This is a genomic window from Hyphomicrobium facile (assembly GCF_900116175.1).
Lineage (GTDB): Bacteria > Pseudomonadota > Alphaproteobacteria > Rhizobiales > Hyphomicrobiaceae > Hyphomicrobium_B > Hyphomicrobium_B facile.
In genome coordinates, this window is record NZ_FPCH01000002.1 from 1,196,027 (window position 1) to 1,217,616 (window position 21,590).

Here is a 21,590-nt window from a genome sequence, read left to right on the forward strand (position 1 = left end):
GATGCGCACACTATTTTTGCAGGCTCCTTCATTCGACGGCTTCGACGGCGGAGCAGGATCTCGATATCAGGCGCGGCGCGAAATACAGTCGTTCTGGTACCCAACCTGGCTGGCGCAGCCCGCCGCGCTGGTCGAGAATTCCAAGCTCATCGACGCGCCGCCGCACCGTACCAGTCTCCAGGATGTTCTCGCCGAAGTGCGCGATTACGACCTCGCGGTGCTGCACACCTCGACGCCGTCGTTTGATTCGGACGTCAAAGTCATCGAGGCGATGAAGGCGACCAACCCGAACCTCAAGGTCGGACTGATCGGCGCCAAGGTCGCGGTGCAGTCCAACGAAAGCCTGGTGGACGCGCCGATTGTCGACTTCGTGGCCCGCAATGAGTTCGATTTCACGATCAAGGACGTCGCCGACGGCGTGCCGTGGAGTGACATCAAGGGTCTTTCCTACCGCAACGCGCAGGGCGTCATCGTGCACAACGAGGACCGCGCTGTGATGCATGACATGGACACGCTGCCCTTCGTTACGCCGGTCTACAAGCGCGACCTCGTGATGGAGAATTACTTCATCGGCTATCTGAAGCACCCGTACATCTCGTTCTACACGGGGCGCGGCTGCAAGAGCCGCTGCACGTTCTGCCTGTGGCCTCAGACTGTTGGCGGCCATCGCTATCGGACCCGCTCCGTCGGGCACGTCATCGAGGAGGTGCGATACATCCTCAAGGCGTTCCCGCAGATGAAAGAGCTGATGTTCGACGACGATACCTTCACCGACGACCTGCCGCGCGCGGAAGCAATTGCCAAGGAGCTCGGCAAGCTCGGTGTCACGTGGTCGTGCAATGCCAAGGCGAACGTACCGCGCGAGACGCTGAAGGTGCTCAAGGACAACGGCCTGCGCCTGCTGCTCGTCGGCTACGAGAGCGGCAACCAGCAGATCCTGCATAACATCAAGAAGGGCATGCGGGTCGAGGTCGCGGAGAAGTTCACGAAGGACTGCCACGAACTTGGCATCAAGATCCACGGCACCTTCATCCTCGGCCTTCCGGGAGAATCGAAGGAGACGATCGAGGAGACCATCAAGTTTGCGACGAGGATCAACCCGCACACGATCCAGGTCTCGCTCGCCGCGCCGTATCCGGGCACGTTCCTCTACAAGCAGGCTTCCGAGAACGGCTGGCTCGACGTCGATAATGCCGAGCTCATCAACGCTAACGGCATCCAGATCGCGCCGCTACACTATCCGGGTCTGTCGCACACCGAGATCTTCTCTTCGGTCGAGGACTTCTATCGCAAGTTCTACTTCCGGGTGCCGAAGATTGCTTCGATCGTCGGCGAGATGATAACGCAGCCCGACATGATGAAGCGCCGCCTCCGCGAGGGCGTCGAATTCTTCCAGTTCCTGCGTGAACGCCGCAACGCCGCGTAGTTTTTGGGCTGCCGCCGGCTTGTATGGATCCCGGCCTTCGCCGGGATGACGGGGTGTGGGTGACCTTCTTCCAATAACGTCATCCCCGCGCAGGCGGGGATCCGCCCAAGTAGATAGTTCATCGCAAAGTCTTGGCTTGGCTTGAATGACTAGCTTGGGCGGGTCGGCTACGGCTCGGTTTGTAGTGCCTTTTCGTTTTCGTGCTTGGCCGCGTTCCGCGGCGGGCCCATCAGGATCGGCTGGAAGAGAACGGCGGCCGCAAGCGTCGTCACGAGCGAGAGCGCCAGCAGCTCACCCATGCTCGACGTTCCGGGATGGCTTGAGAAGAACAAGCTGCCGAACGCGACTGCCGTCGTCATGGCGCTGAACATGACAGCGCGCGTCAGCGGCGACGCCAGCAAGCTCGTTTCGCCTTCGCGCCAAGCGAGCACGTAATAGATCTTGAACGCGACGCCGACGCCCAGCAGCACGGGCAGCGCGATGATGTTCGCGAAATTCAACGGCAGCTTCAGCAGCACGCACAGTTCGAGCGTCACGACGCCGGCGAGCAATAGCGGCACGAGCGTCAGCAGCACGTCCGAGATGCGGCGCAGCGCAACGAACAGGATGATCGTTATCGAAACGAGTGCCAGCAAGCCCGCCTGGATGAACGAGCGCACAACCGTCTTCGCCGATTCCTGAATGAGGATCGGCACGCCGGTTGCTTCGGGAGCAACGGCGAGCACGGCGGACGCAAAGCGACGGAGGTTTGCGTTGTCGTTCCCGTCGCCCTTCGGCCCGATTTCGACCCGGGCGCGGCCATCGGCCGTTATCCAGTCGGCAATGATCTCTGGCGGCAGATTCTCAAGCGTTACCGGCTCAGCCTTGAGGGCTGAACGAATTTGCGCGAGGCGCAGTTTGAGGCCGTCGAGCAGCGCTTTTTCAACCTTTGCCCGCGCGTCAACCGGCGCCTCCGCGAGTTTGCGAAGCGTCGCCGCCATGTGGGTGGCGAGCGGCGGTGCGCCCGGCAATTTGCTTACGTCCTCAAACGCCTTGGCGGTATCTCGCAGTGTCGTCTGCGTTTCGGCGTCCGTCGGCGTTGCCGCAATTTCGTCGGGCTCGATGGTCGGGCCGAGCAGGTCCGCCGCGTCTCTTATGATGGCCAGCTTTTCGTCCTGATGGTCGGGCACGAAGCTCGCCAGCGTTACTGTGTGTCCGACTTCCGGCAGCTTATCGAGCTTTGCTGCCAGCGCCTTCGCGTCGGTGAGGTTCGGCGCCAGGATCTCGATCGTGTTCGGAGCGGTCAATGGATCGCGCATCAGATCGTTGAAGGTCGAGACCGATTCGACCTTGTCGCTGCGCAAGTTGATCGGATTGAAATCGAACTCGAGCTTGGTGAGAAGCGGCAGACCGGCGACGACGCCAATCGCCGTCAGCGCAAGAATGCCGTGGCGGTGGCGCGCCATGAAGCGATCTACCGGCGCGAGAGACTGGTAGCCGACGTCGTGCGGCTCGCCCGGAGGATTAAGAACGGAAAGCATCGCCGGCAAGAAAGTGATGCTCGTCAGGAACGCGATAATCATGCCGCTGCCGGCAATGAGGCCAAGCTCGGATACACCGCGGTAATCGGTCGGCAGAAATGCATAGAAACCCGCTGTCGTCGCCGCAGCAGCGAGCGCCAGAGGTTTCCCGGCGTTCTTTCCGGCCGCGATCAACGCGTCGCGGAGACCATGTTTGTTGAAGCGCTCGTGGCGGTATCTGACCGAGAACTGGATACCGAAATCGACGCCGATGCCGACGAACAGTACCGCGAACGCGACCGAGATAAGGTTGAGTGCGCCGACGAGGTAGAGCCCCAGCGCGCCTGTCATCGCAAGTCCGGAGAAGAGGCTGACGAGAACGGCGAAGATAATGCGACCCGACCTCAGCGCCAGCCAAAGAATGAAAAGAACGGCTGCGATCGTGACGGCGGTATTGATGGCTGCGCCTTCGGCAACGGTCCCGAATTCCTCATCCGCCATCGGGACGGATCCCGTCAGCCGGACCCGCACGCCGTTCTCGGGTGTCAATCCGAGCCGCTTTGCGGTTTCGCGGATCAACGCCGTTGCATCGGCGCCGGGTTGCAAATCTGAATAATCGAGAACGGGCTTCACCTCGAGGAAGCGGCGAAGCTCGGAGGGGTTCGGGCTTCCGCCCGTTAGCAGCTGACCCCAGGGAAACGCCGTTTCCCTTCCCGCCATGATGTCATCGATGGCAATGGCCAGCGCGCCCAGCGGCTTGTCGAAATCCGACCACTTGGCGCGATCGTCCTTCACACCCAGAGGGACGAATGAGAGCGCCTTCGCCAACCCGTTGAGCGTCGGATCGGCGGCGAGCGTCCCGAGCACGGGCTGCGCCTTAATCAGGCCCTCGGTTGTCTCCTTGAGTTCCGGCAGCGACAGATAAAGGAGGCCGTTCTTTTCGAAGAAGGGGCCGCCGTCACGCCGCCGGACGATCTGGAAAGGATCGGGTTTTGATTCGCTCAGGGCTGCCGCGAGACTGGCTGCTGCGGCTTCGGTCAGCTCCGGCGTTTTACCGTCAATGACTATATCTATGGTGTCGGTGTGCTGGGGAAACGCGGCGTCGAATTGGCGCTCGCGCTGGCGCCAATCGAGGTCCGAGGAGATCAGCTGACTTGTATCGGTCGTGATGGCGAAATTGTTGGCGACGTAGAAAATAGAGCCTGCCGTCAACGCCAGGCCCAGCAAAATGCTGGCCCAGCGCAGTCGCACCGAGATGTCGACGATAAAGGAAACGACGCGCTCGATCATGTGCGCGCCGCCGGTCGTGTTGGACGGCGTTGGATATTGAGATCGTAATTGGACATTCTAGAACGGACTCATGGTACCCCGGGGGAGGGATCGTTTTTCTCAACAGGCACCTACGATGTCGAACCTGTCGAGCACATGAACAGATGACATCTTTCAGTGTGTTGCTTTTGAGACACGACACTTCAACAGCATGTACGGCGCGACGTTGCCTCGGCTGCCTATCGATTGAACTAGCGCATAAAGTCGTGGACGACCATGACCGATACGCCGAACGTCATTATCGGGAAGCGTTGATCCATTAGGTCTTTGACTGCGCGGGATATTGCGCGATCGCAGAACGGGGGTTTCTGCATGAAAGTGATTTTGGCTCAGCCCCGGGGTTTTTGCGCAGGCGTGGTTCGAGCAATCGACATCGTCGAACGCTCGCTCGCCCAGCGTAGCGAACCTGTGTATGTGCGCCACGAAATCGTTCACAACCGTCATGTCGTCAACGATCTCAAGGCCAAGGGCGCCCGCTTCGTCGAAGATCTCGCCGAGGTGCCCAATGGCGCGCTCACGATTTTCAGCGCTCACGGCGTGTCGCGCGCCGTCGAAGCCGACGCGCAAACGCGCCGCCTCACCGTCGTCGACGCGACGTGCCCTCTCGTGTCCAAGGTTCACAAGCAAGGCCAGCGGTATTCGTCGCTCGGGCGGACCGTGATCCTGATCGGACATGCGGGCCACCCGGAGATCGAAGGGACGCTCGGGCGCATTTCCGGGCCTGTTTACCTTGTAGAAAATCGCGACGACGTGGCGAAACTCGATATTCCGGATGATACGCCCGTCGCCTACATCACCCAGACGACATTGAGTGTGGATGACACCCGGGCAACCATCGAGGCAGTGAAAGAACGTTTCACTGACGTAATTGGGCCGGAAACACGCGACATCTGTTATGCGACGCAAAACCGGCAAACGGCCGTTCGCGACCTCTGCCGCTTCGTCGAGGTTCTTCTGGTCGTTGGCGCGAGCAATAGCTCGAACTCGAACAGACTACGTGAAATCGGCGCCGAATGCGGAATACCAAGCTATCTCGTCGCAGACGGGAGCGAGGTCGATCCGGCATGGCTTGCCGGAGTGAACCTAGTTGGCGTAACAGCAGGTGCTTCGGCGCCTGATGTGCTTGTCGAAGACGTCATCGCCGCCATCGGAAGGGTCTCACCGATCGAGATCGAAATCCTCGATGGCGTCGAAGAGAAAATTACATTCCGCCTGCCGCCTGAATTGCTCGAGGCATCATGATCGGGAATAATGCTGGTTCGAGCGCCGCAAGAAGGAGCCCTGTCGGGTGGGAATTCCATTAAACCAAGCTTTGTCGGTAGGTGCCTACGTCATCGGACAGCACCTCAGGGGGCGCAAACGCTATCCGCTCGTGCTGATGCTCGAGCCGCTCTTCCGCTGCAACCTCGCCTGCGCGGGCTGCGGAAAGATCGACTATCCCGATAAGATCCTCAACCAGCGCATCTCGGTCGCTGACGCGCTGCATTCGATGGACGAATGCGGAGCGCCGGTCGTCGTGCTCGCAGGCGGCGAGCCGCTGCTCCACAAGGAGCTGCCGGAGATCGTCGAAGGCGCGCTCAAAAAGGGCAAGTTCGTCACCGTCTGCACGAACGCGCTGCTGCTCGAGAAGAAAATCCATCTCTACAAGCCGCACAAGAATTTCAACTGGTCGATCCATCTCGACGGCGACAAGGAGATGCACGACAGGTCGGTTTGCCAGAAGGGCGTGTACGATCGCGCGGTCGAGGCGATCAAGGTTGCGAAGGCGAAGGGCTTCCGCGTCAACATCAACACGACCTTGTTCAGCGACGCAAAGGCCGAGCAGGTTGCGAAGTTCCTCGATGAGATGAAGAAGCTCGACATCGGCGGCGTTACTATTTCGCCCGGCTACGCCTACGAGCGCGCACCCGATCAGCAGCACTTCCTCAATCGCACAAAGACGAAGCAGCTCTTTCGCGATATCTTCAAGCTCGGAAAGGGCGGCCGCGCGTGGCCGTTCTTCCAGTCGGCGCTGTTCCTCGATTTCCTCGCGGGCAACCAGACCTACCAGTGCACGCCGTGGGGCAACCCGACGCGCACCGTGTTCGGCTGGCAGAAGCCCTGCTATCTGCTCGGCGAAGGTTATACGAAGACCTTCAAGGAGCTGATGGAAAGCACCGACTGGGACAAGTACGGCACCGGCAATTACGAGAAGTGCGCGGATTGCATGGTGCACTCGGGCTTCGAGGCCTCGGCCGTCATGGATGCGGTAAAGAAGCCTTGGAAGATCGCGGCCGTCGCGCTTAGAGGCGTGAAGACGGACGGTCCGATGGCGCCTGAAATCCCGCTCGACAAGCAGCGTCCGGCCGAGTTCGTGTTCTCACGTCACGTCGAGAACAAGCTAGCGGAGATCAGCGAAGCCGAGGCCCGGGCCAAGAAGCCGGTAGCAGCGGAATAACCCGCGCATTGCCCGGCGCGTTGCGTTGGCGGTCAGCAGCAGGCTCGGAAGCTGGCCCGGACGAACCATCAATGACTTGAGGACGGCGGCAATGTCCGGCGTCCCATCCGGCTTCAGGCCGTTGACGGCTGCCGGCGGAAGCCGCTGCTTCGATGTGTCGGCGATCACCCGGAGTACCGCGAACGGCAATTGATGCTCGGCGGCGAGGCGCGCAACGATGTGGCTTTCCATATCGGCCGCGAAGGCGCCGGTCGCCATGTAGAGTTTCTGCTTGTCGCCCGGTTCGGAGATGACCGCTTTCGCTCCGACGATTGCTCCGGACTCGGCGTTCGGCACCGCTTCGAAGAGACGATCGCTCCAGCGTTCGTCCGCCATGTAGGGTGTCCCGCCGCTGACGACGGACGTGCCGACGACAATCGTTCCGGACGCCAGGCCCGGCCTCAGCCCGCCTGCGATCCCGAAGCTGATGAGACCGCGGATGCCGCCATTGGCGATGGACCGCTCTATCAGCGATGCGAGGCGCTGCTCATCGCCGCCACCGGCCAAAGCCTTCACGAACCCGGATCGTTGCGCGACCCGAGCTTCGGCCCTCAGCCCCGTTGCGGCGACTACGACCCCCCTCATCCCCTCACATCATCCCCCCGGATTGTCCCCTCAGCTTAGCTTATCTTCTCACATTCCGACCATAACTGATCGGGTATTTGAGGCTTTTAGATTGCGGTAGCGCGCCAAAGCCCACATCGGGAAGAATTTCGGGTACCCGTGGTAGCGAAGATAGAAGACGCGCGGAAAGCCGGTCGCCGTGAAGCGCTTCTCGGCCCAGAAGCCATCTGAGCCCTGCGTTGCGGCGAGGTAGGCGATGCCTTTCTGGACAGCGGGGTTGTCGACCTCACCGGCCGCCATCAGCGCCAAGAGCGCCCATGATGTTTGCGAGGCGGTGCTCGGTGCCGGGGTGTAACCCTTGTAATCGAGGCTATAGCTTTCGCCGTCCTCGCCCCAGCCGCCGTCGCTGTTCTGGATTGAAAGAAGCCAGGCGACGGCCTTGCGGACGACGCTCGATGCCGGGTCGACGCCCGCTGCGTTGAGAGCGCACAACACCGACCACGTGCCGTAGATGTAATTCATTCCCCAGCGGCCGTACCAGCTGCCGTCTTTCTCCTGCGTCCGTTCGAGATAGGCGACCGCGTTATCGAGAACGTAGCTCTGGCCGCGGCGTTCTCCGAGTTGTGCCAGCATTGAAACGCAACGCGCAGCGACGTCGGCGGTCGGCGGATCGAGCAACGCGCCATGATCGGAAAACGGTATCTGATTGAGGTATTCGTACGTGTTGTCGGCGTCGAAGGCGCCCCAGCCGCCGTTCTTGCTTTGCATGCCTTCGATCCACTCGCGACCGCGCGCGATCGACTCGCGATAAGCTTCCCCGTTTGGTTCCACTCGACCTTGTGCGCGGTCCATCGCCATCACGACCACGGCCGTGTCGTCGGTATCGGGATAGTGGGGATTTGCGTACTGGAACGCCCAGCCGCCGGGACGAATGCCGGGACGGCTCGCCGCCCAATCGCCGACAGTGTCGAGCACCTGCAACGGCTTCAGCCATTGGAGCGCGCGCGCGGCTGCTGCCTCGGCCTGCGGGTCACCGACTTCCATAAGTGCGTGAGACGAAAGCGCCGTGTCCCAGACAGGCGACAGGCACGGCTGACAGTACGCCTCGTCATCCTTGACCATCAGCAGCTTTTCGATCGAGCCGCGCGCGGTGACGTAATTGGGATGATCGTGGGAATATCCCAGCGCATCATAGACCAGCAAGGAATTGACCATCGCCGGGAAGATCGCGCCCAAGCCATCTTCGCCGTTCAGCCGCTCGTCGACGAACGCCACAGCCTTGTCGATGGAGCGCTTGCGTAGCGACTTCGGGAAATACGGCTCGAAGAACCGCAGCACGCGATCTATTGCGCCGAATATTTCCGACCACGGCGATTTCTGATGCGGGCCTTTCGGCCAGACTTTGACGTTCTCCGGCGGGATCGTGAACAGCTCGGGGATGCCGACGGCTTTCGGATTCCGCGCCCTCGGCTTCAAGGCGTTCAGCACCGTCAGCGGCACCACCACAGTGCGCGCCCAGTAGGAAATCTTATCGAGATGGAACGGAAACCATCGCGGCAGCACCATGATCTCGACGGGCATCACGGGAACGCCGGTCCAAGGTATGGCGCCGAAAAGTGCCAGCAGGTTGCGCGTGAAAACGTTGGCGTGAGAGGCGCCACCCTGCGAGAGGATCCAACCTCGCGCCTTCTTCATGTAAGGCTCTTCGGTACCGACGCCGATCATCTTCAGCGCATAATACGCTTTCACGCTCGCGCTGATGTTCGAGGCGCCATCATGGAATAGTGGCCAGCCGCCATTCTCGGACTGGATGCGGCGGAGATAGTTGGCGATCTTGGCTTCGAGAGCGGCGTCCACCGGCTCGGCAAGATAGTGGCGCATCAGAACGTATTCTGCGGGGATCGTCGCGTCCGCCTCGAGTTCGAAAACGAAATGACCGTCGTCCCGCTGCAGCGCCAGCAGGGCCTTTTTGGCGGCGGTGATCGCGTTTTCAATGTCGGGCGTCGCAATTTCGCGCATCGCGCTATCGGACGGCAGGCGAGCGGAATGCGTCGCAGAGTCGAAGTTCATAGAGGCTCTCCCAGAAGTTCGAGCGTCCTATCAGAAGTGTGCTGACGCCGCCAGTTTCGCGGCCGCTTCCCCCGACCTTATCGCGCCTTCAATCGTGGCCGGAAGACCGGTGTCTGTCCAATCACCCGCCAGAAGCACGTTTTTCCAACGTGTTTGCGCTTTCGGCCGCAGGGCATTCTGTCCTGGAGTTGCGGCGAAAGTCGCACGCCGCTCCTTCACGATCTGCCAGCGCGGAAGTTCGACGTCGAGGCGCGCGATTTTCGCAACCTCAGTCCAAATCTGGCGTGCAAGAGGTTCTCTCTCGGCCTCATTGTAACGATCGGCGGCGCTGACGGTGACGGACAGCCGGTTTTCAAATGCGAACAGCCATTCCGTCGTCGCGTTGACGACGCCGGTGATCTTCGGAAGTCCGGCCGGCGGCGCGACCGCAAAATGAGCGTTCAAGATCGAACGGTATTCGGTCGGCGCGACCAAATCCGGTATCAGGGTGCGCGCAACCCACCCAGGCACGGCGAGGATGAGATCGTCGGTTCTGTTCAGTTCGACGGCGCCATCCGCGAATTGCAGCGTGCGTGCGCGCCCGTCGGAAAATTCAATCGCCCGTAGCGGATGGTCGAACCGGACTTCGGCCCCGCGCTTGCCCAGAAACTGAAGGGCGGGATCGACCAGAGCCGGTCCCAGTCCGTTGGCTGCAAACAACGGGCGGCAGGCTTTGCCGCCACGCCCGAGCGTTTCGCGGATGATGGTGCCGGCGAGCTTTGCCGAGCCTTCGGACGCATCGCAGTTCAGAGCCGCGACCAACACCGGATTCATGAGGCGAGCGAAGACCAACGAACCGGTATCTACTCGCTGGGCGATCGTATCGCTGCTTTTTGCCTGGAGAAGACTTCCAAGGCGAACGTAGTCGAGGGCGTGCGTACCGGGTACACGACGGCCTTTCGAGAAAATCCACCACGGCAGCGGCCCGTCGTTCGGCCTCAGTGTCCAACGCTCGCCGGACGTGAAATCGCAAAATGCGAACTCGGCGTGCTGCGGATCATCGAGCAGATGCCTGCCACCGATCGTATTCAGATAGCCGAGCGCGCTCGCGTTGCCCGACAGGAGGAGATGGTTGCCATTGTCGATCGTCAGTCCGAGCGCGGTCTCGAAATACGAGCGGCAGCGTCCGCCGGCGTGGCGTGCAAGCTCGTGGACGACGACCTTGCGTCCCCGTCCGACAAGCGTGACCGCCGCCGAAAGACCGGCAAGGCCGGCCCCGACAATGTGAACAGTGCCGTCGCTCATTTAAAAAATGCCGTCGCGCAGAACCGCCCAGAGGACTGTGCGCTTCGAACGGCGCACGTCGACGCGCGGCGCGTCCCATCCTCTTGCGATCAGCTTCTCGAGAATGCCCCGATAGACCGTTGCCATCATGCGTGGCGATCTCACGGTGCGCCGCGATGCGCGCGCCATGATAGCTTCCGACCTGTCGTAGTATTTCCGCGCCTTCTCGGCGACGCCGCGGCACACGCGATCGAGGCGCGGATCGACGAGAATTTCGGCGATCGAAAGGTCTCCGAGCCCGCACTCACGCAAAGCTTCCTTGGGGAGATAGAGGCGGCCCATGCTCGCGTCTTCATCGATGTCGCGCAGGATGTTCGTCAGCTGGAGCGCGCGGCCAAGGTTGTGGGAAAGCTCGATACCCGGCGTTTCTTCCATGCCGAAAATCCGCACTGACAATCTGCCGACTGCGGAGGCGGCGCGGTCGCAATAGAGGTCGAGAACCTTCCATTCCGGGGCGCGCAGATCGCGGACGATATCCATCTCCATGCCGTCGATGACGGCAATGAAGTCTTCCTTCAGGAGCCCGTATTGCGCAATCGGGCCCGCGAGGTCGCGCGTGCGCGATGTCCGGTGACCCGATGCGTAGAGTTGTTCGATGTCGTCCCGATATTGCACGAGGTCGGCGAGGCGCACATCACTCGAGCCCCCGTTATCGGCGACGTCGTCGACGGCCCTGCAGAATGCATAGACGTGATACATCGCCTCGCGCTGCGGGCGCGGTAGAACGCGCATCGCTGCGTAAAACGAGCTGCTTGCCGCGGCCGGCGCTTCTTCTGCAATTAGGGTGTCGACTTCAGCGCTCATGCGGCATCATCCTTGACGACTTCGTAAACGCCGAGCGTGAAAAAGCGCGACCCGCAACAGTGGCGGCAGCCGTGCGTGCAGCAATCACGGCGGCGTATGGCTTCGAAAGGTGGACGGACTCGGAGAGCGGATCGCGCGTTTTCAGCAGCCCTATCAGCTTGCGCGCGAGCGCGACGATCACCGACGTTTCGACCGCAAGGCGCAAGTCCGTTACGCTCGACGGCAACAGCGCCGCTTCGGGAAGCATCGCCTCGGTCTTCGCGGCCAGCGACTGCAAGCAAGCCCGCAGCTCCGGAGACGCCTTGGGCTCGCCCAGACCGCGAACGCCGAGCCCGCGGGAAGAAAGATCGTCGAGCGGAATGTAGACCCGGTCGATCTTGCGATAGTCCTTACCGCAATCCTGGAGATGATTGATTATCTGCAAGGCCGTGCACAATGCATCCGACTGCTGCCATGTGGACTTCGGTTCGCCGTGAACATCGAGGACGAACCGGCCGACCGGCATTGCCGAATAGCGGCAATAGTCGAGAAGCTCGTCCCACGTGCCGTACCGGTTCTTCGTGACATCCTGGCGAAAGGCTTTGAGAAGATCGAGAGCGTGTTGCGCGCTGAGATTTCTCAAGCGCAGCTGTTCGCGAAGCGCGAGCGCGTCTACTGCAGCGTCGGACCGGCCGAGCAGCGTCGCTTCCAGCGCATCGAGGATCGAAAGTTTCGATTGTGCATCGAGGGTCGGATGATCAGCAGCATCATCTGCCGCCCGGGCAAAACGATAGAACGCTAGGATCGGCGCACGGTGACGCGAGGCAATGACGCGGGACGCGACAGGAAAGTTCTCGTCACGCTCAGACTTGCCGGATTTGTACTTTCCGTCGACCGTCATTGTCTTCCTACTTCGGCCTGAACCCGGCCCTTCCAGAGACCTCCACGACCGCGCATATGCTGATACGCCGAATCTAGCGTGAAACCCACATAGGCTGTCGCGATAACTGGTAGCGCAAGGCCCCAAAGTGGAGAACGGTTGTAAAAGCGCAACGTCGGTTGAAAGGCGATAACCATCAACGCGTATGTTGCGGCCGCGATCGCGTTCGCCGGATAGTTCGAAAACATGGCAAATGCGAGCGGCGCCAAGTAAATAAGCCCCATTCCGACGACAGTTCCGAGCAGTAGCGCGGGCGAATAGTACAGTTGGGCATACGCCGACCGCGCAACCATTCGGCGAATATCATCAAACGCAGGATAAACGCGAAGACTGATCACGCCGTTTGAAAGCCCGAGCCAAATCGGGCCCTGCTTTTTCAACAGTTTTCCGAGAGCACAATCGTCGATGAGCGCGCCGCGGATGGCGGCGATCCCGCCAGCGCGTTCCAGCGCAGCTCGTTCGACCAGCATGCAGCCGCCCGCAGCGGCCGCGGTCGCCGCTGTTTTGCTGTTCACCCAACGAAACGGATAGAGCATCTGAAAGAAGAAAATGAAGGCCGGGACAAGTGCTCGTTCGGCCCAGCTTTCGCATTTGAGCTTGGCCATCACCGATGTCATGGCGCGGCCGTTCGCGCGCGAACTCGTCACCAGCGACCTTAGCATTTCCGGCGCGTATCCGATGTCGGCGTCCGTCAGGAGAAGATAATCGGGCGCCTTCGATGACGTTGCCGCGGCTATCCCCTGATGCATGGCCCACACCTTGCCCGTCCACGCAGCAGGAAGCGGTGCGCCGTCGATGATGGTTACTTCTTTCGTCGAACTCGCGGCGATCTTTCGCGCAATTTCGGCAGTGCCGTCGGTGCTTTGATCATCGACAAGCACGATTGAGAATTCGCCGGGATAGTCCTGAGCGACGAGCGATGTGAGAGACAAGGGAAGCATGTCGGCTTCGTTGCGCGCGGGAATAACGGCCGTCACGCGCGGCCAAGTGCCGGGGTCTGAGAATTTTCCGCGCTCGAACTCCTCGCGCTCGCTGGTGAGCCAAAACCCGCCGTTGAGCAGCAGCAGGTAAATCCACGCAACAAGGCCGATCGCGGCTATGAGATCGACCGCGGTCACTTCAGATACCCCGCGTCGCGAAACCAGCGATATGCTTCCGCCAGAGCGTCAGCGGCGGGACGCGCGCGGTAGCCAAGCTCGCGCTCGGCTTTGGCTGACGAAAAAAACATTTTGTATTTGGCCATGCGCAGGCCGTCGACTGTCGCGAAGGGCTCGCGTCCCGTGATGCGGGCCATGGCTTCCGCGCCATAGGCAATGGGGTAGATCAGCTGGCGCGGGAGTTTGACCGACGGCGGCCTTCGGCCTGCCAGACGCGCGATCTCGGCGAGCATTTCTCCGAGCGTCATGTCCTGTCCCCCCAGAATATAACGCTCACCAATTCGCCCGTGCTTCAAGGCAGCAACGTGGCCGTTCGCGACGTCGTCGACATGTACGAGATTTAGGCCCGTATCGACGTAGGCGGGCATTCGGCCCGACGCTGCCTCGACGACGATCCGTCCGGTCGGCGTCGGGCGGACGTCGCGCGGACCGATCGGTGTCGAAGGGTTAACGATGACGGCCGGCAACGCCTCTTCCGCGATCATCCGTTCGACCAGCCGCTCGGCAAGGACCTTGCTTTTCTTGTAGGCGCCGATCGCATGCGCTTCATCGAGCGGCATGGTCTCATCCGAAGGCGAGCCATCGCCGGTCAATCTCAGCGTCGCGACGCTGGATGTGTAGACGACGCGTTCGGCGCCGGCCTTCAGCGCGGCCGCCATGACGGCACGCGTGCCGTTCGTATTGGTTGCGATGATCTCTTGCGGGTCCGGCGCCCAGAGGCGGTAGTCCGCCGCGACGTGAAAAACGTAACGCGCTCCGCTCACCGCTTTGTCCAGCAGGCCGGCGTCGCGAATGTCACCCTCAACGATTTCGAGGTCGAGGCCTGAGAGGTTCGCGCGATTGCTGGTTCGGCGAACGAGCGCACGGACCGACAATCCTTCCTCGATGAGGCGACGCGCGACCGCGGTGCCTACGAAGCCCGAGGCGCCGGTTAGAAACGCGATGTCTTTTGCCGCCAATGTTCTCGCGCCCCCGATGCGTCGAAAATATCGTCACCCGTTGTAAGCGATCCGCCAGATACGGCCAGCCGCGTCGTCGCTGACGTAAAGCGCGCCATCGGGTCCGACCGCAAGTCCCGTCGGACGATGCTCGACCCCTTTCGGGTCTCCGTCGCGAAATCCATCGGCAAAGATGCTGTAAGGGCCCGATGCTTTGCCGGCCTCAAGCGGTTGAAACACGACGTTGTAGCCTTGCTGGGGACCTGAGGAGCGATTCCAGGAACCGTGAAAGGCGATGAAAGCCCCACCGCGATAGGTTTCCGGAAACGCCTTCCCTTTGTAGATCGCGAGATCGTTCGGCGCCCAATGTCCGGGAAATGCAGCGACTGGCGGAAGCTTTTCGGCGCATCGGCCTACGGCCTTGCCACCGTCGCCGCCGTATTCGGGCGCGAGAACGTTTTTCTGCTGAATGCCGTCGTAATAGCAGTAGGGCCAGCCGTAGTCGCCGCCCTCTTGAAGCGCGACGAGGACTTCAGCCGGCTGATCCGTACCTTGTTGCGAGGAATACAGCTTCGGCCAGTTCTCGTAGAGCTGATCGCGGCCGTGTTGGGTCGCGAAGACCCGGCCGGCATCGTCGAAGTCGATGCCTGCGGCGTTGCGGAGTCCGGTCGCGTACCGCTCGGCGGGTGAGAAGACCTGTCCCGTTTTGTTTGCGTCGAAGCGCCAGATTCCGGCGTGCGTCTTCAGTTCTTCGCAGGGATCGATGCCCGGCGATTCTTCCGCGCGATTGTCTTGCTGGCAGGAATTCGTTGCCGAGCCGAGATCGACGAAGAGGTTGCCTTTCGGATCGATCGAAAATGGCCGCGATTTATGATCTCCGTTGACCGGGATATCTGACACGACCGTTTCAGGTTTGCCCTTCGGTGCAATGTCGCCGGGCGTGAGATCGTAGCGAACGATTTTATCGCCCAGGTCTACGAAGAGGCCGTTTTTATAGATGGCGATGCCGGTTCCGCCGCCGTCCGCCGGTCCGAACCGTTCGATGATGTCGGCGTTGCCGTCGCCGTTGCTGTCTTTCAAGGCGAGTAGCGAGCCGCCCGGGGACGGTTTGCGGTTGCGATTGTTCACGTAGACGGTGCCGTCGGGCGCGACGGCCATGTGACGAGGAGCGCCGACGTGGTCCGCAAAGATCGTGGCGCAGAAGCCTTTCGGCAAAGTGAGGCCCGCATTGCCGTCACAGGACTTCGCATCGGCCGCGTGAGCGCGACTTTCGATCGGCAGATGCATGAGGGCGAAGAAAGCGAACGGGAGGACGAGAGCTCTTGCGATCAAGCCGCTGCCTAGTTTCCTGGCGATGCCAGCTCTTTGCAAGTAAGCCATCGAAGAATTCCGCACAATGTAATCTCCACCAGATGTTCGCGAGACACGGGAACGACTTGAGCATGCTCGGGTGCCGAGCGTTCGCGGACGCCAGCTACAGGACCGCACGCGTGTCGACAACCCCGTGCCGCGGATTAGCTCTCCGCGGCCGCCAGACCTCTCAGCGCCATGTCGGCGACAGCGTGGAGATCGGCGCGCGACGCTCCGCCGGCCGCTTGCACGGACATGCCCTGCATTACGGTCATCACGTAGCGCGCGAGACTCTCGGGGTCGGACTCTCGCCCCAGGTCACCTTCGGCCTTGGCGCGTTCGAAACGCAGGCGAAGCTCCTGTTCTACCCGCGCCCGGCGCTGGCAGAGTTCCTGCTTGATCGATTCCGCAGCGTCGCCACACGACAGTGCGCCCTGCACAGCCAGGCAACCCGGCGGGTTGGCCGGGTCAGTCAAACAGTCTGCCGAGGATTTCAACAGGCGCTCGACCACGGCTTTCGCGGTCGGCTCGGCGAGCGCCTCGCGATAAACAGCGCCCGGACCCTTTTCGGCGTAGCGATCGAGGGCCTGACGAAAGAGCTCCTCTTTGTTCCCGAACGCCGCGTAAAGGCTCGGACGGTTAATGCCCATCGCCTCCGTCAAATCCGAGAGCGACGTTCCTTCGTAACCCCGTTCCCAAAAGACGTGGAGGGCCTTGTCCAGCACTTGCTCCTTGTCGAATTCCCGTGGGCGGCCTTTTTGCACCGCTTCTCTCCCAGTTTCTGCTTTTTCGGTTTTACACCTATACATTTTCATACTCATCGATACAGATAGCAGTTGACAGCCCCGATCACCACCCTATATCGGTACCAATCAGTACATATATAGGGAAACAGCGCATGATGAAAAGCTCCTTCAGTAGCGCGACCGCGGTCCTCAGGGGATTTGCGGGATGGGTTTCGAGCCGAACCTCCGACGATGTGGACGACGAGCGTCATGTTCCGTTTGTTGTATCTGCTTGTGGATACCAATCGCGGCGTGAAGGAGACACTGCGGAAAATCCCGGTCAGTTCGACACGTTGCGCGACCGATGGCCGCCAGGGCTCAGTCTCGACAACTTCTCCTAACGACAAGTAGCTCGGCCATTGCCGCGTAACGGCTCGCCGCTCTCTCACTTCCACGACACGCTTTACACGCCCCGCCGGCGACATCGCTGGCGAAACGACGCGCGTCAGGCGCGAACATCCGAGGGGTTGACCATGAGATTTCACGCACCATCCCAGTCTTCAAGAGGTTTGCTGGCTTCGGCAGCAATCGCGTCGCTTCTTATGACGGCGCACGCTGGCGCGGCCCTTGCCCAGGAACATGCGGGGGTCCCCGTCTCCGTCGCGACCGTCGAGGCGCATGAGGTCGATACCTGGGACGAGTTCTCCGGCCGGCTCGAAGCGATCGAGCGTGTCGACCTTCGTCCTCGTGTTGCGGGCCAGATCGTTGGCATTCATTTCCGCGAAGGCGCACTGGTGAAGGCGGGCGACTCGCTGGTGACGATCGATCCGGCACCCTACGCTGCAGAAGTCGAACGTTTGGAGGGCCTCGTCGGTGCTGCGCAGGCTCAGGTCGTATTCACGAAGGCGGACGTCGCTCGCGCGCGCCAGATCATCGGCAATGCGCTTTCAGAGCGAGAGCTCGATACCCGCGCAAACGCTTATGACGCGGCGGTCGCCAACCTGAAGAGTGCCCAGGCCGCACTTCAAACCGCCAAGCTCAATCTCGCGTGGACTGAAGTACGTGCGCCGGTATCGGGGCGCGTCGGCCGGCACGAGATCACCGTCGGCAACCTAGTCGAAGGCGGCTCCAGCGCACCGGTGCTGACGACGATCGTATCGGTCAATCCCATTTACGCGAGCTTCAATGCGGACGAGAACGTCGTTTCCCGCGCATTGGCCACGCTTTCGCCTGAGGCGAACGCAACGGCTCGTATCGAGCAAATCCCCGTGTCGATGTCGACCGCGGCGAACGAGGGCCAGTGGCGGCGCGGCACGCTCCAGCTGATCGACAACAAGGTCGATGTGGCGAGCGGCACTGTGCGGCTTCGCGCGACCTTCGAAAACACCGACGGGCTTCTCATCGCCGGTCAATTCGTCCGCGTGCGGATGGCAAAGCCGCGTACGGCCCCGATCATTGCGATCTCCGAGCGCGCCATCGGGACCGATCAGGACAAAAAGTACGTGATCGTCGTCGGCAAGGACAACAAGTCCGCTTATCGCGAGGTCAAACTCGGCGGGATGGCCGATGATCTGCGCGTCGTCACGAGCGGGCTCGCGGCTGGCGACCGCATCATCGTCGCCGGCTTACAGCATGTGAGGCCGGGCGATGAAGTCACGCCGGAACCGGTCGCGATGAATGGGCGTCCGCTGCCGGAGGAACATGCCGCCGCCGACAAGCCGTCGCCCGCAACGCCGCAATAGACTTTCACGCGAGAAGCCAACAGGGCGAGCCCGCACATGAACATCTCGAAATTCTTCATCGATCGTCCGATTTTCGCGGGCGTGCTCTCCACCCTGATTTTCCTGGGCGGCCTGTTGGCGTTGCCTGCGATGCCGATTTCGGAATACCCGGAAGTGGTGCCGCCGCAGGTCGTCGTGCGGGCTAACTATCCGGGCGCCAACCCGAAAGTTATCGCCGAAACGGTTGCGACGCCGATCGAGGAGCAGATCAACGGCGTCGAGGGCATGCTCTACATGAGCAGCCAGGCGACGACCGATGGTTTGATGACGCTCACCGTCACGTTCCGGCTCGGCACCGATCCCGACAAGGCCCAGCAGCTCGTTCAAAATCGCGTCTCTCAGGCCGAGCCGCGTTTGCCCGAAGACGTGCGCGCACTCGGCATCACGACAGTCAAAAGTTCGCCCGACCTGACGATGGTCGTGCACTTGCTGTCGCCGAACGACCGCTATGACATGACGTATCTGCGCAATTACGCGGTGATCAACGTCAAGGACCGGCTTGCGCGCATCAACGGCGTCGGCGACGTGCAGATCTTCGGATCAGGCGACTATTCGATGCGGGTCTGGGTCGATCCGGCGAAGGCGGCCGAACTCGGACTTTCGGCAAGCGATATCGTCAACGCTGTTCGCGCTGAGAACGTGCAAGCCGCCGTCGGCGTCGTCGGGTCGTCTCCCTCGCTTCCGAATCTCGATTTCCAGCTTTCCGTCAACGCGCAGGGCCGCCTCGCGAGCGAAGAAGAATTCGGCGACATCGTCGTCAAGGCCGGCGCGAACAATCAGGTCACGCGTTTGCGCGATGTTGCGCGCATTGAACTCGGCGCGGCCGACTATTCGCTGCGTTCGCTGCTCAACAACAAGCAGGCGGTCGCGATCCCGATCTTCCAGGCTCCCGGATCGAACGCAATTGAGATCTCCGACAACGTCCGCGCGACGATGGCAGAGCTCAAGCAGTACATGCCGGAAGGCGTCGATTACAGCATCGTCTACGATCCGACGCAGTTCGTCCGTGCTTCGATCGAGGCGGTCATTCACACGCTTCTCGAAGCCGTGGCGCTGGTCGTGCTCGTCGTCATCGTCTTCCTGCAGACGTGGCGCGCGTCGATCATTCCGCTGATTGCGGTTCCCGTTTCGATCATCGGCACGTTCGCGGTGATGCATGTGTTCGGATTCTCGATCAACGCGCTGACGCTATTCGGTCTCGTGCTTGCGATCGGCATCGTGGTCGACGACGCGATCGTCGTCGTCGAAAACGTCGAGCGCAATATCGAGAACGGTTTGTCTCCGCGCGAGGCGACCATTCAGGCCATGCGCGAGGTTTCCGGCCCGATCATCGCCATCGCGCTCGTGCTGGTCGCGGTCTTCGTGCCACTCGCACTCATCACCGGCCTGACCGGCCAGTTCTACAAGCAGTTCGCGCTGACCATCGCGATTTCGACCGTGATATCGGCGATCAACTCGCTGACGCTATCGCCCGCGCTGGCCGCGGTACTCTTGAAAGGTCATGATGCGCCCAAGGATTGGCTGACGCGGGCAATGGACTTCGCCTTCGGCTGGTTCTTCCGCGGCTTCAACCGCGCGTTCACCAGGGGATCGAATGCCTACAGCGGCGGCGTCAAACGCATCCTATCGCACAAGGCAGCGGCGTTTCTCATTTATCTCGTCCTGATCGGAGCGGCCGGTGCGATGTTCAAGGCTGTTCCCGGCGGCTTCGTGCCGGGCCAAGACAAGCAATACCTCGTCGGTTTTGCGCAGCTTCCAGACGGCGCCACGCTCGACCGCACCGAAGAGGTCATTCGGCAAATGGGCGACATCATGCTCAAGACGCCGGGCGTCAAGGATGCGGTGCAGTTTCCGGGCTTGTCGATCAACGGCTTCACCAACAGCTCCAATTCCGGAATCGTTTTCGCCGGCTTGAAGTCGTTCGAAGAGCGGCGCTCACCGGAACTCAGCGGTCCGGCGATCGCAATGAGCCTCAATCAACAATTCGCGGGCATCAAAGACGCATTCATCGTGATGTTTCCGCCGCCGCCCGTTCAGGGTCTCGGCACGATCGGCGGCTTCAAATTGCAAGTCGAGGATCGGGCCGGCCTTGGCTACGACGCATTGAGCGATGCAATGAACGCTTTCACAGGCGCGCTCAGCAAGGCGCCGGAGCTAGCCGGTATTTTCACGTCATATCAGGTGAACGTGCCGCAGCTTTTTGCTGCGATCGACCGGACGAAGGCGCGTCAGCTCGGCGTGGCGGTGACCGACGTTTTCGCGACGATGCAAATCTATCTCGGATCGCTCTACGTCAACGACTTCAATAAATTCGGCCGGACGTACTCAGTCCGCGTTCAAGCCGATGCCAAGTATCGTGCGCGTCCCGAGGACATCGGATTGTTGAAGGTTCGCTCCAACACCGGCGCCATGATCCAGCTTTCGGCGCTGCTCAACGTGAAGCAGGTCTCGGGGCCCGAGCGCGCCATGCGCTACAACGGCTTCCTGACGGCCGACGTCAACGGCGGCGCAGCGCCCGGATACTCGTCAGGACAAGCGAAGGCGGCGGTTGAACGCATAGCTGCGCAAGTCTTGCCGAAGGGCATAGGCTTCGAGTGGACCGAGCTAACGTACCAGGAGATCCTTGCGGGCAATTCCGGCGTTTGGGTGTTCCCGCTGTCGATCTTCCTCGTGTTCCTCGTGCTCGCAGCACAGTACGAAAGTCTCGTTCTGCCGCTCTCGATCATCATGATCGTGCCGATGGGTCTGCTTGCCGCCATTACGGGCGTTTATCTCTCGCATGGCGACAACAACGTCTTCACGCAGATCGGTTTGATCGTTCTCGTCGGGTTGTCGGCGAAGAATGCCATTCTGATCGTCGAGTTTGCGCGCGAGCTCGAACTCGCGGGCCGTAATCCGGTGCAGGCGGCAATCGAAGCGAGCCGCTTGCGTCTCCGGCCTATCCTGATGACGTCGATGGCGTTCATCATGGGCGTCGTTCCGCTCGTCACCTCGATCGGAGCCGGCGCCGAGATGCGGCAAGCTATGGGCATCGCCGTGTTCTCGGGAATGATCGGTGTAACGATCTTCGGCATTTTCCTGACGCCGGTCTTCTACGTCATCTTGCGAAAACTCAGCGGCAACAAACCTCTCAAGCATACTGGCGAGGTCATCTCGCCAGTCGTCGCGGCGGCCGGATCACATGGCCGCTTGGCACCGACAGCCGCGGAATAACACGACTGAACTTGGC

The 21,590-nt window shown here is 61.2% G+C and carries 15 protein-coding genes; 5 read left to right on the forward strand and 10 right to left on the reverse strand.

Annotated elements, in window-relative coordinates:
- Nucleotide 1: 1 nt before the first annotated feature.
- Nucleotides 2-1,426, forward strand: a complete 1,425-nt coding sequence (gene hpnJ / locus BM399_RS12505; protein ID WP_092868002.1) for a hopanoid biosynthesis associated radical SAM protein HpnJ — start codon at nucleotides 2-4, stop codon at nucleotides 1,424-1,426.
- 167 nt (nucleotides 1,427-1,593) lie between these two features.
- Here the strand turns inward: hpnJ and hpnN are convergent, their stop codons facing one another.
- Complete coding sequence (gene hpnN / locus BM399_RS12510; RefSeq protein WP_092868003.1) at nucleotides 1,594-4,215, reverse strand: hopanoid transporter HpnN; 2,622 nt, start codon at nucleotides 4,213-4,215, stop codon at nucleotides 1,594-1,596.
- A 351-nt stretch (nucleotides 4,216-4,566) separates the two neighbouring features.
- On the opposite strand from hpnN, the gene ispH reads away from it, so the two are divergent.
- Nucleotides 4,567-5,496 carry a 4-hydroxy-3-methylbut-2-enyl diphosphate reductase gene (gene ispH / locus BM399_RS12515; protein ID WP_092868004.1) on the forward strand — a complete coding sequence of 310 codons (930 nt, stop codon included), beginning with the start codon at nucleotides 4,567-4,569 and terminating at the stop codon, nucleotides 5,494-5,496.
- Nucleotides 5,497-5,542: 46 nt separating this feature from the next.
- Nucleotides 5,543-6,691 carry an adenosyl-hopene transferase HpnH gene (hpnH, locus tag BM399_RS12520; RefSeq protein WP_092868005.1) on the forward strand — a complete coding sequence of 383 codons (1,149 nt, stop codon included), beginning with the start codon at nucleotides 5,543-5,545 and terminating at the stop codon, nucleotides 6,689-6,691.
- Here the strand turns inward: hpnH and BM399_RS12525 are convergent.
- The 9 genes from BM399_RS12525 to BM399_RS12565 all read right to left on the reverse strand — a co-directional run bounded on the left by BM399_RS12525 (nucleotide 6,635) and on the right by BM399_RS12565 (nucleotide 16,619).
- Nucleotides 6,635-7,315, reverse strand: coding sequence for a phosphorylase family protein (locus BM399_RS12525; protein ID WP_092868006.1), 681 nt, complete (start codon nucleotides 7,313-7,315; stop codon nucleotides 6,635-6,637). The two genes, hpnH and BM399_RS12525, sit on opposite strands and share 57 nt — an antisense overlap.
- Before the next feature lie 48 nt (nucleotides 7,316-7,363).
- Entirely contained in the window at nucleotides 7,364-9,313 is a 1,950-nt protein-coding gene (gene shc, locus BM399_RS12530) for a squalene--hopene cyclase (RefSeq protein WP_425284077.1), read from the reverse strand.
- Between the two features lie 81 nt (nucleotides 9,314-9,394).
- Entirely contained in the window at nucleotides 9,395-10,648 is a 1,254-nt protein-coding gene (hpnE, locus tag BM399_RS12535; protein ID WP_092868008.1) for a hydroxysqualene dehydroxylase HpnE, read from the reverse strand.
- Nucleotides 10,649-11,491, reverse strand: coding sequence for a presqualene diphosphate synthase HpnD (gene hpnD, locus BM399_RS12540; RefSeq protein WP_092868009.1), 843 nt, complete (start codon nucleotides 11,489-11,491; stop codon nucleotides 10,649-10,651). It abuts the gene before it with no gap.
- Nucleotides 11,481-12,371 carry a squalene synthase HpnC gene (gene hpnC / locus BM399_RS12545; protein ID WP_092868010.1) on the reverse strand — a complete coding sequence of 297 codons (891 nt, stop codon included), beginning with the start codon at nucleotides 12,369-12,371 and terminating at the stop codon, nucleotides 11,481-11,483. The genes hpnD and hpnC overlap by 11 nt, the downstream gene beginning before the upstream one ends.
- Nucleotides 12,368-13,528, reverse strand: coding sequence for a glycosyltransferase (locus tag BM399_RS12550; protein ID WP_092868011.1), 1,161 nt, complete (start codon nucleotides 13,526-13,528; stop codon nucleotides 12,368-12,370). Before BM399_RS12550 ends, hpnC begins: the two co-directional genes overlap by 4 nt.
- Nucleotides 13,525-14,526 carry a hopanoid-associated sugar epimerase gene (gene hpnA, locus BM399_RS12555; protein WP_092868012.1) on the reverse strand — a complete coding sequence of 334 codons (1,002 nt, stop codon included), beginning with the start codon at nucleotides 14,524-14,526 and terminating at the stop codon, nucleotides 13,525-13,527. Before hpnA ends, BM399_RS12550 begins: the two co-directional genes overlap by 4 nt.
- Before the next feature lie 33 nt (nucleotides 14,527-14,559).
- Nucleotides 14,560-15,885 carry a PQQ-dependent sugar dehydrogenase gene (locus BM399_RS12560; protein ID WP_244531213.1) on the reverse strand — a complete coding sequence of 442 codons (1,326 nt, stop codon included), beginning with the start codon at nucleotides 15,883-15,885 and terminating at the stop codon, nucleotides 14,560-14,562.
- Nucleotides 15,886-16,019: 134 nt separating this feature from the next.
- Complete coding sequence (locus tag BM399_RS12565; RefSeq protein WP_092868220.1) at nucleotides 16,020-16,619, reverse strand: TetR/AcrR family transcriptional regulator; 600 nt, start codon at nucleotides 16,617-16,619, stop codon at nucleotides 16,020-16,022.
- A 563-nt stretch (nucleotides 16,620-17,182) separates the two neighbouring features.
- On the opposite strand from BM399_RS12565, the gene BM399_RS12570 reads away from it, so the two are divergent.
- Nucleotides 17,183-18,322, forward strand: a complete 1,140-nt coding sequence (locus tag BM399_RS12570) for an efflux RND transporter periplasmic adaptor subunit (RefSeq protein WP_092868221.1) — start codon at nucleotides 17,183-17,185, stop codon at nucleotides 18,320-18,322.
- Nucleotides 18,323-18,358: 36 nt separating this feature from the next.
- On the forward strand, nucleotides 18,359-21,574 hold the full coding sequence (locus BM399_RS12575) for an efflux RND transporter permease subunit (RefSeq protein WP_092868013.1): 3,216 nt from the start codon (nucleotides 18,359-18,361) through the stop codon (nucleotides 21,572-21,574).
- Nucleotides 21,575-21,590 lie beyond the last annotated feature (16 nt).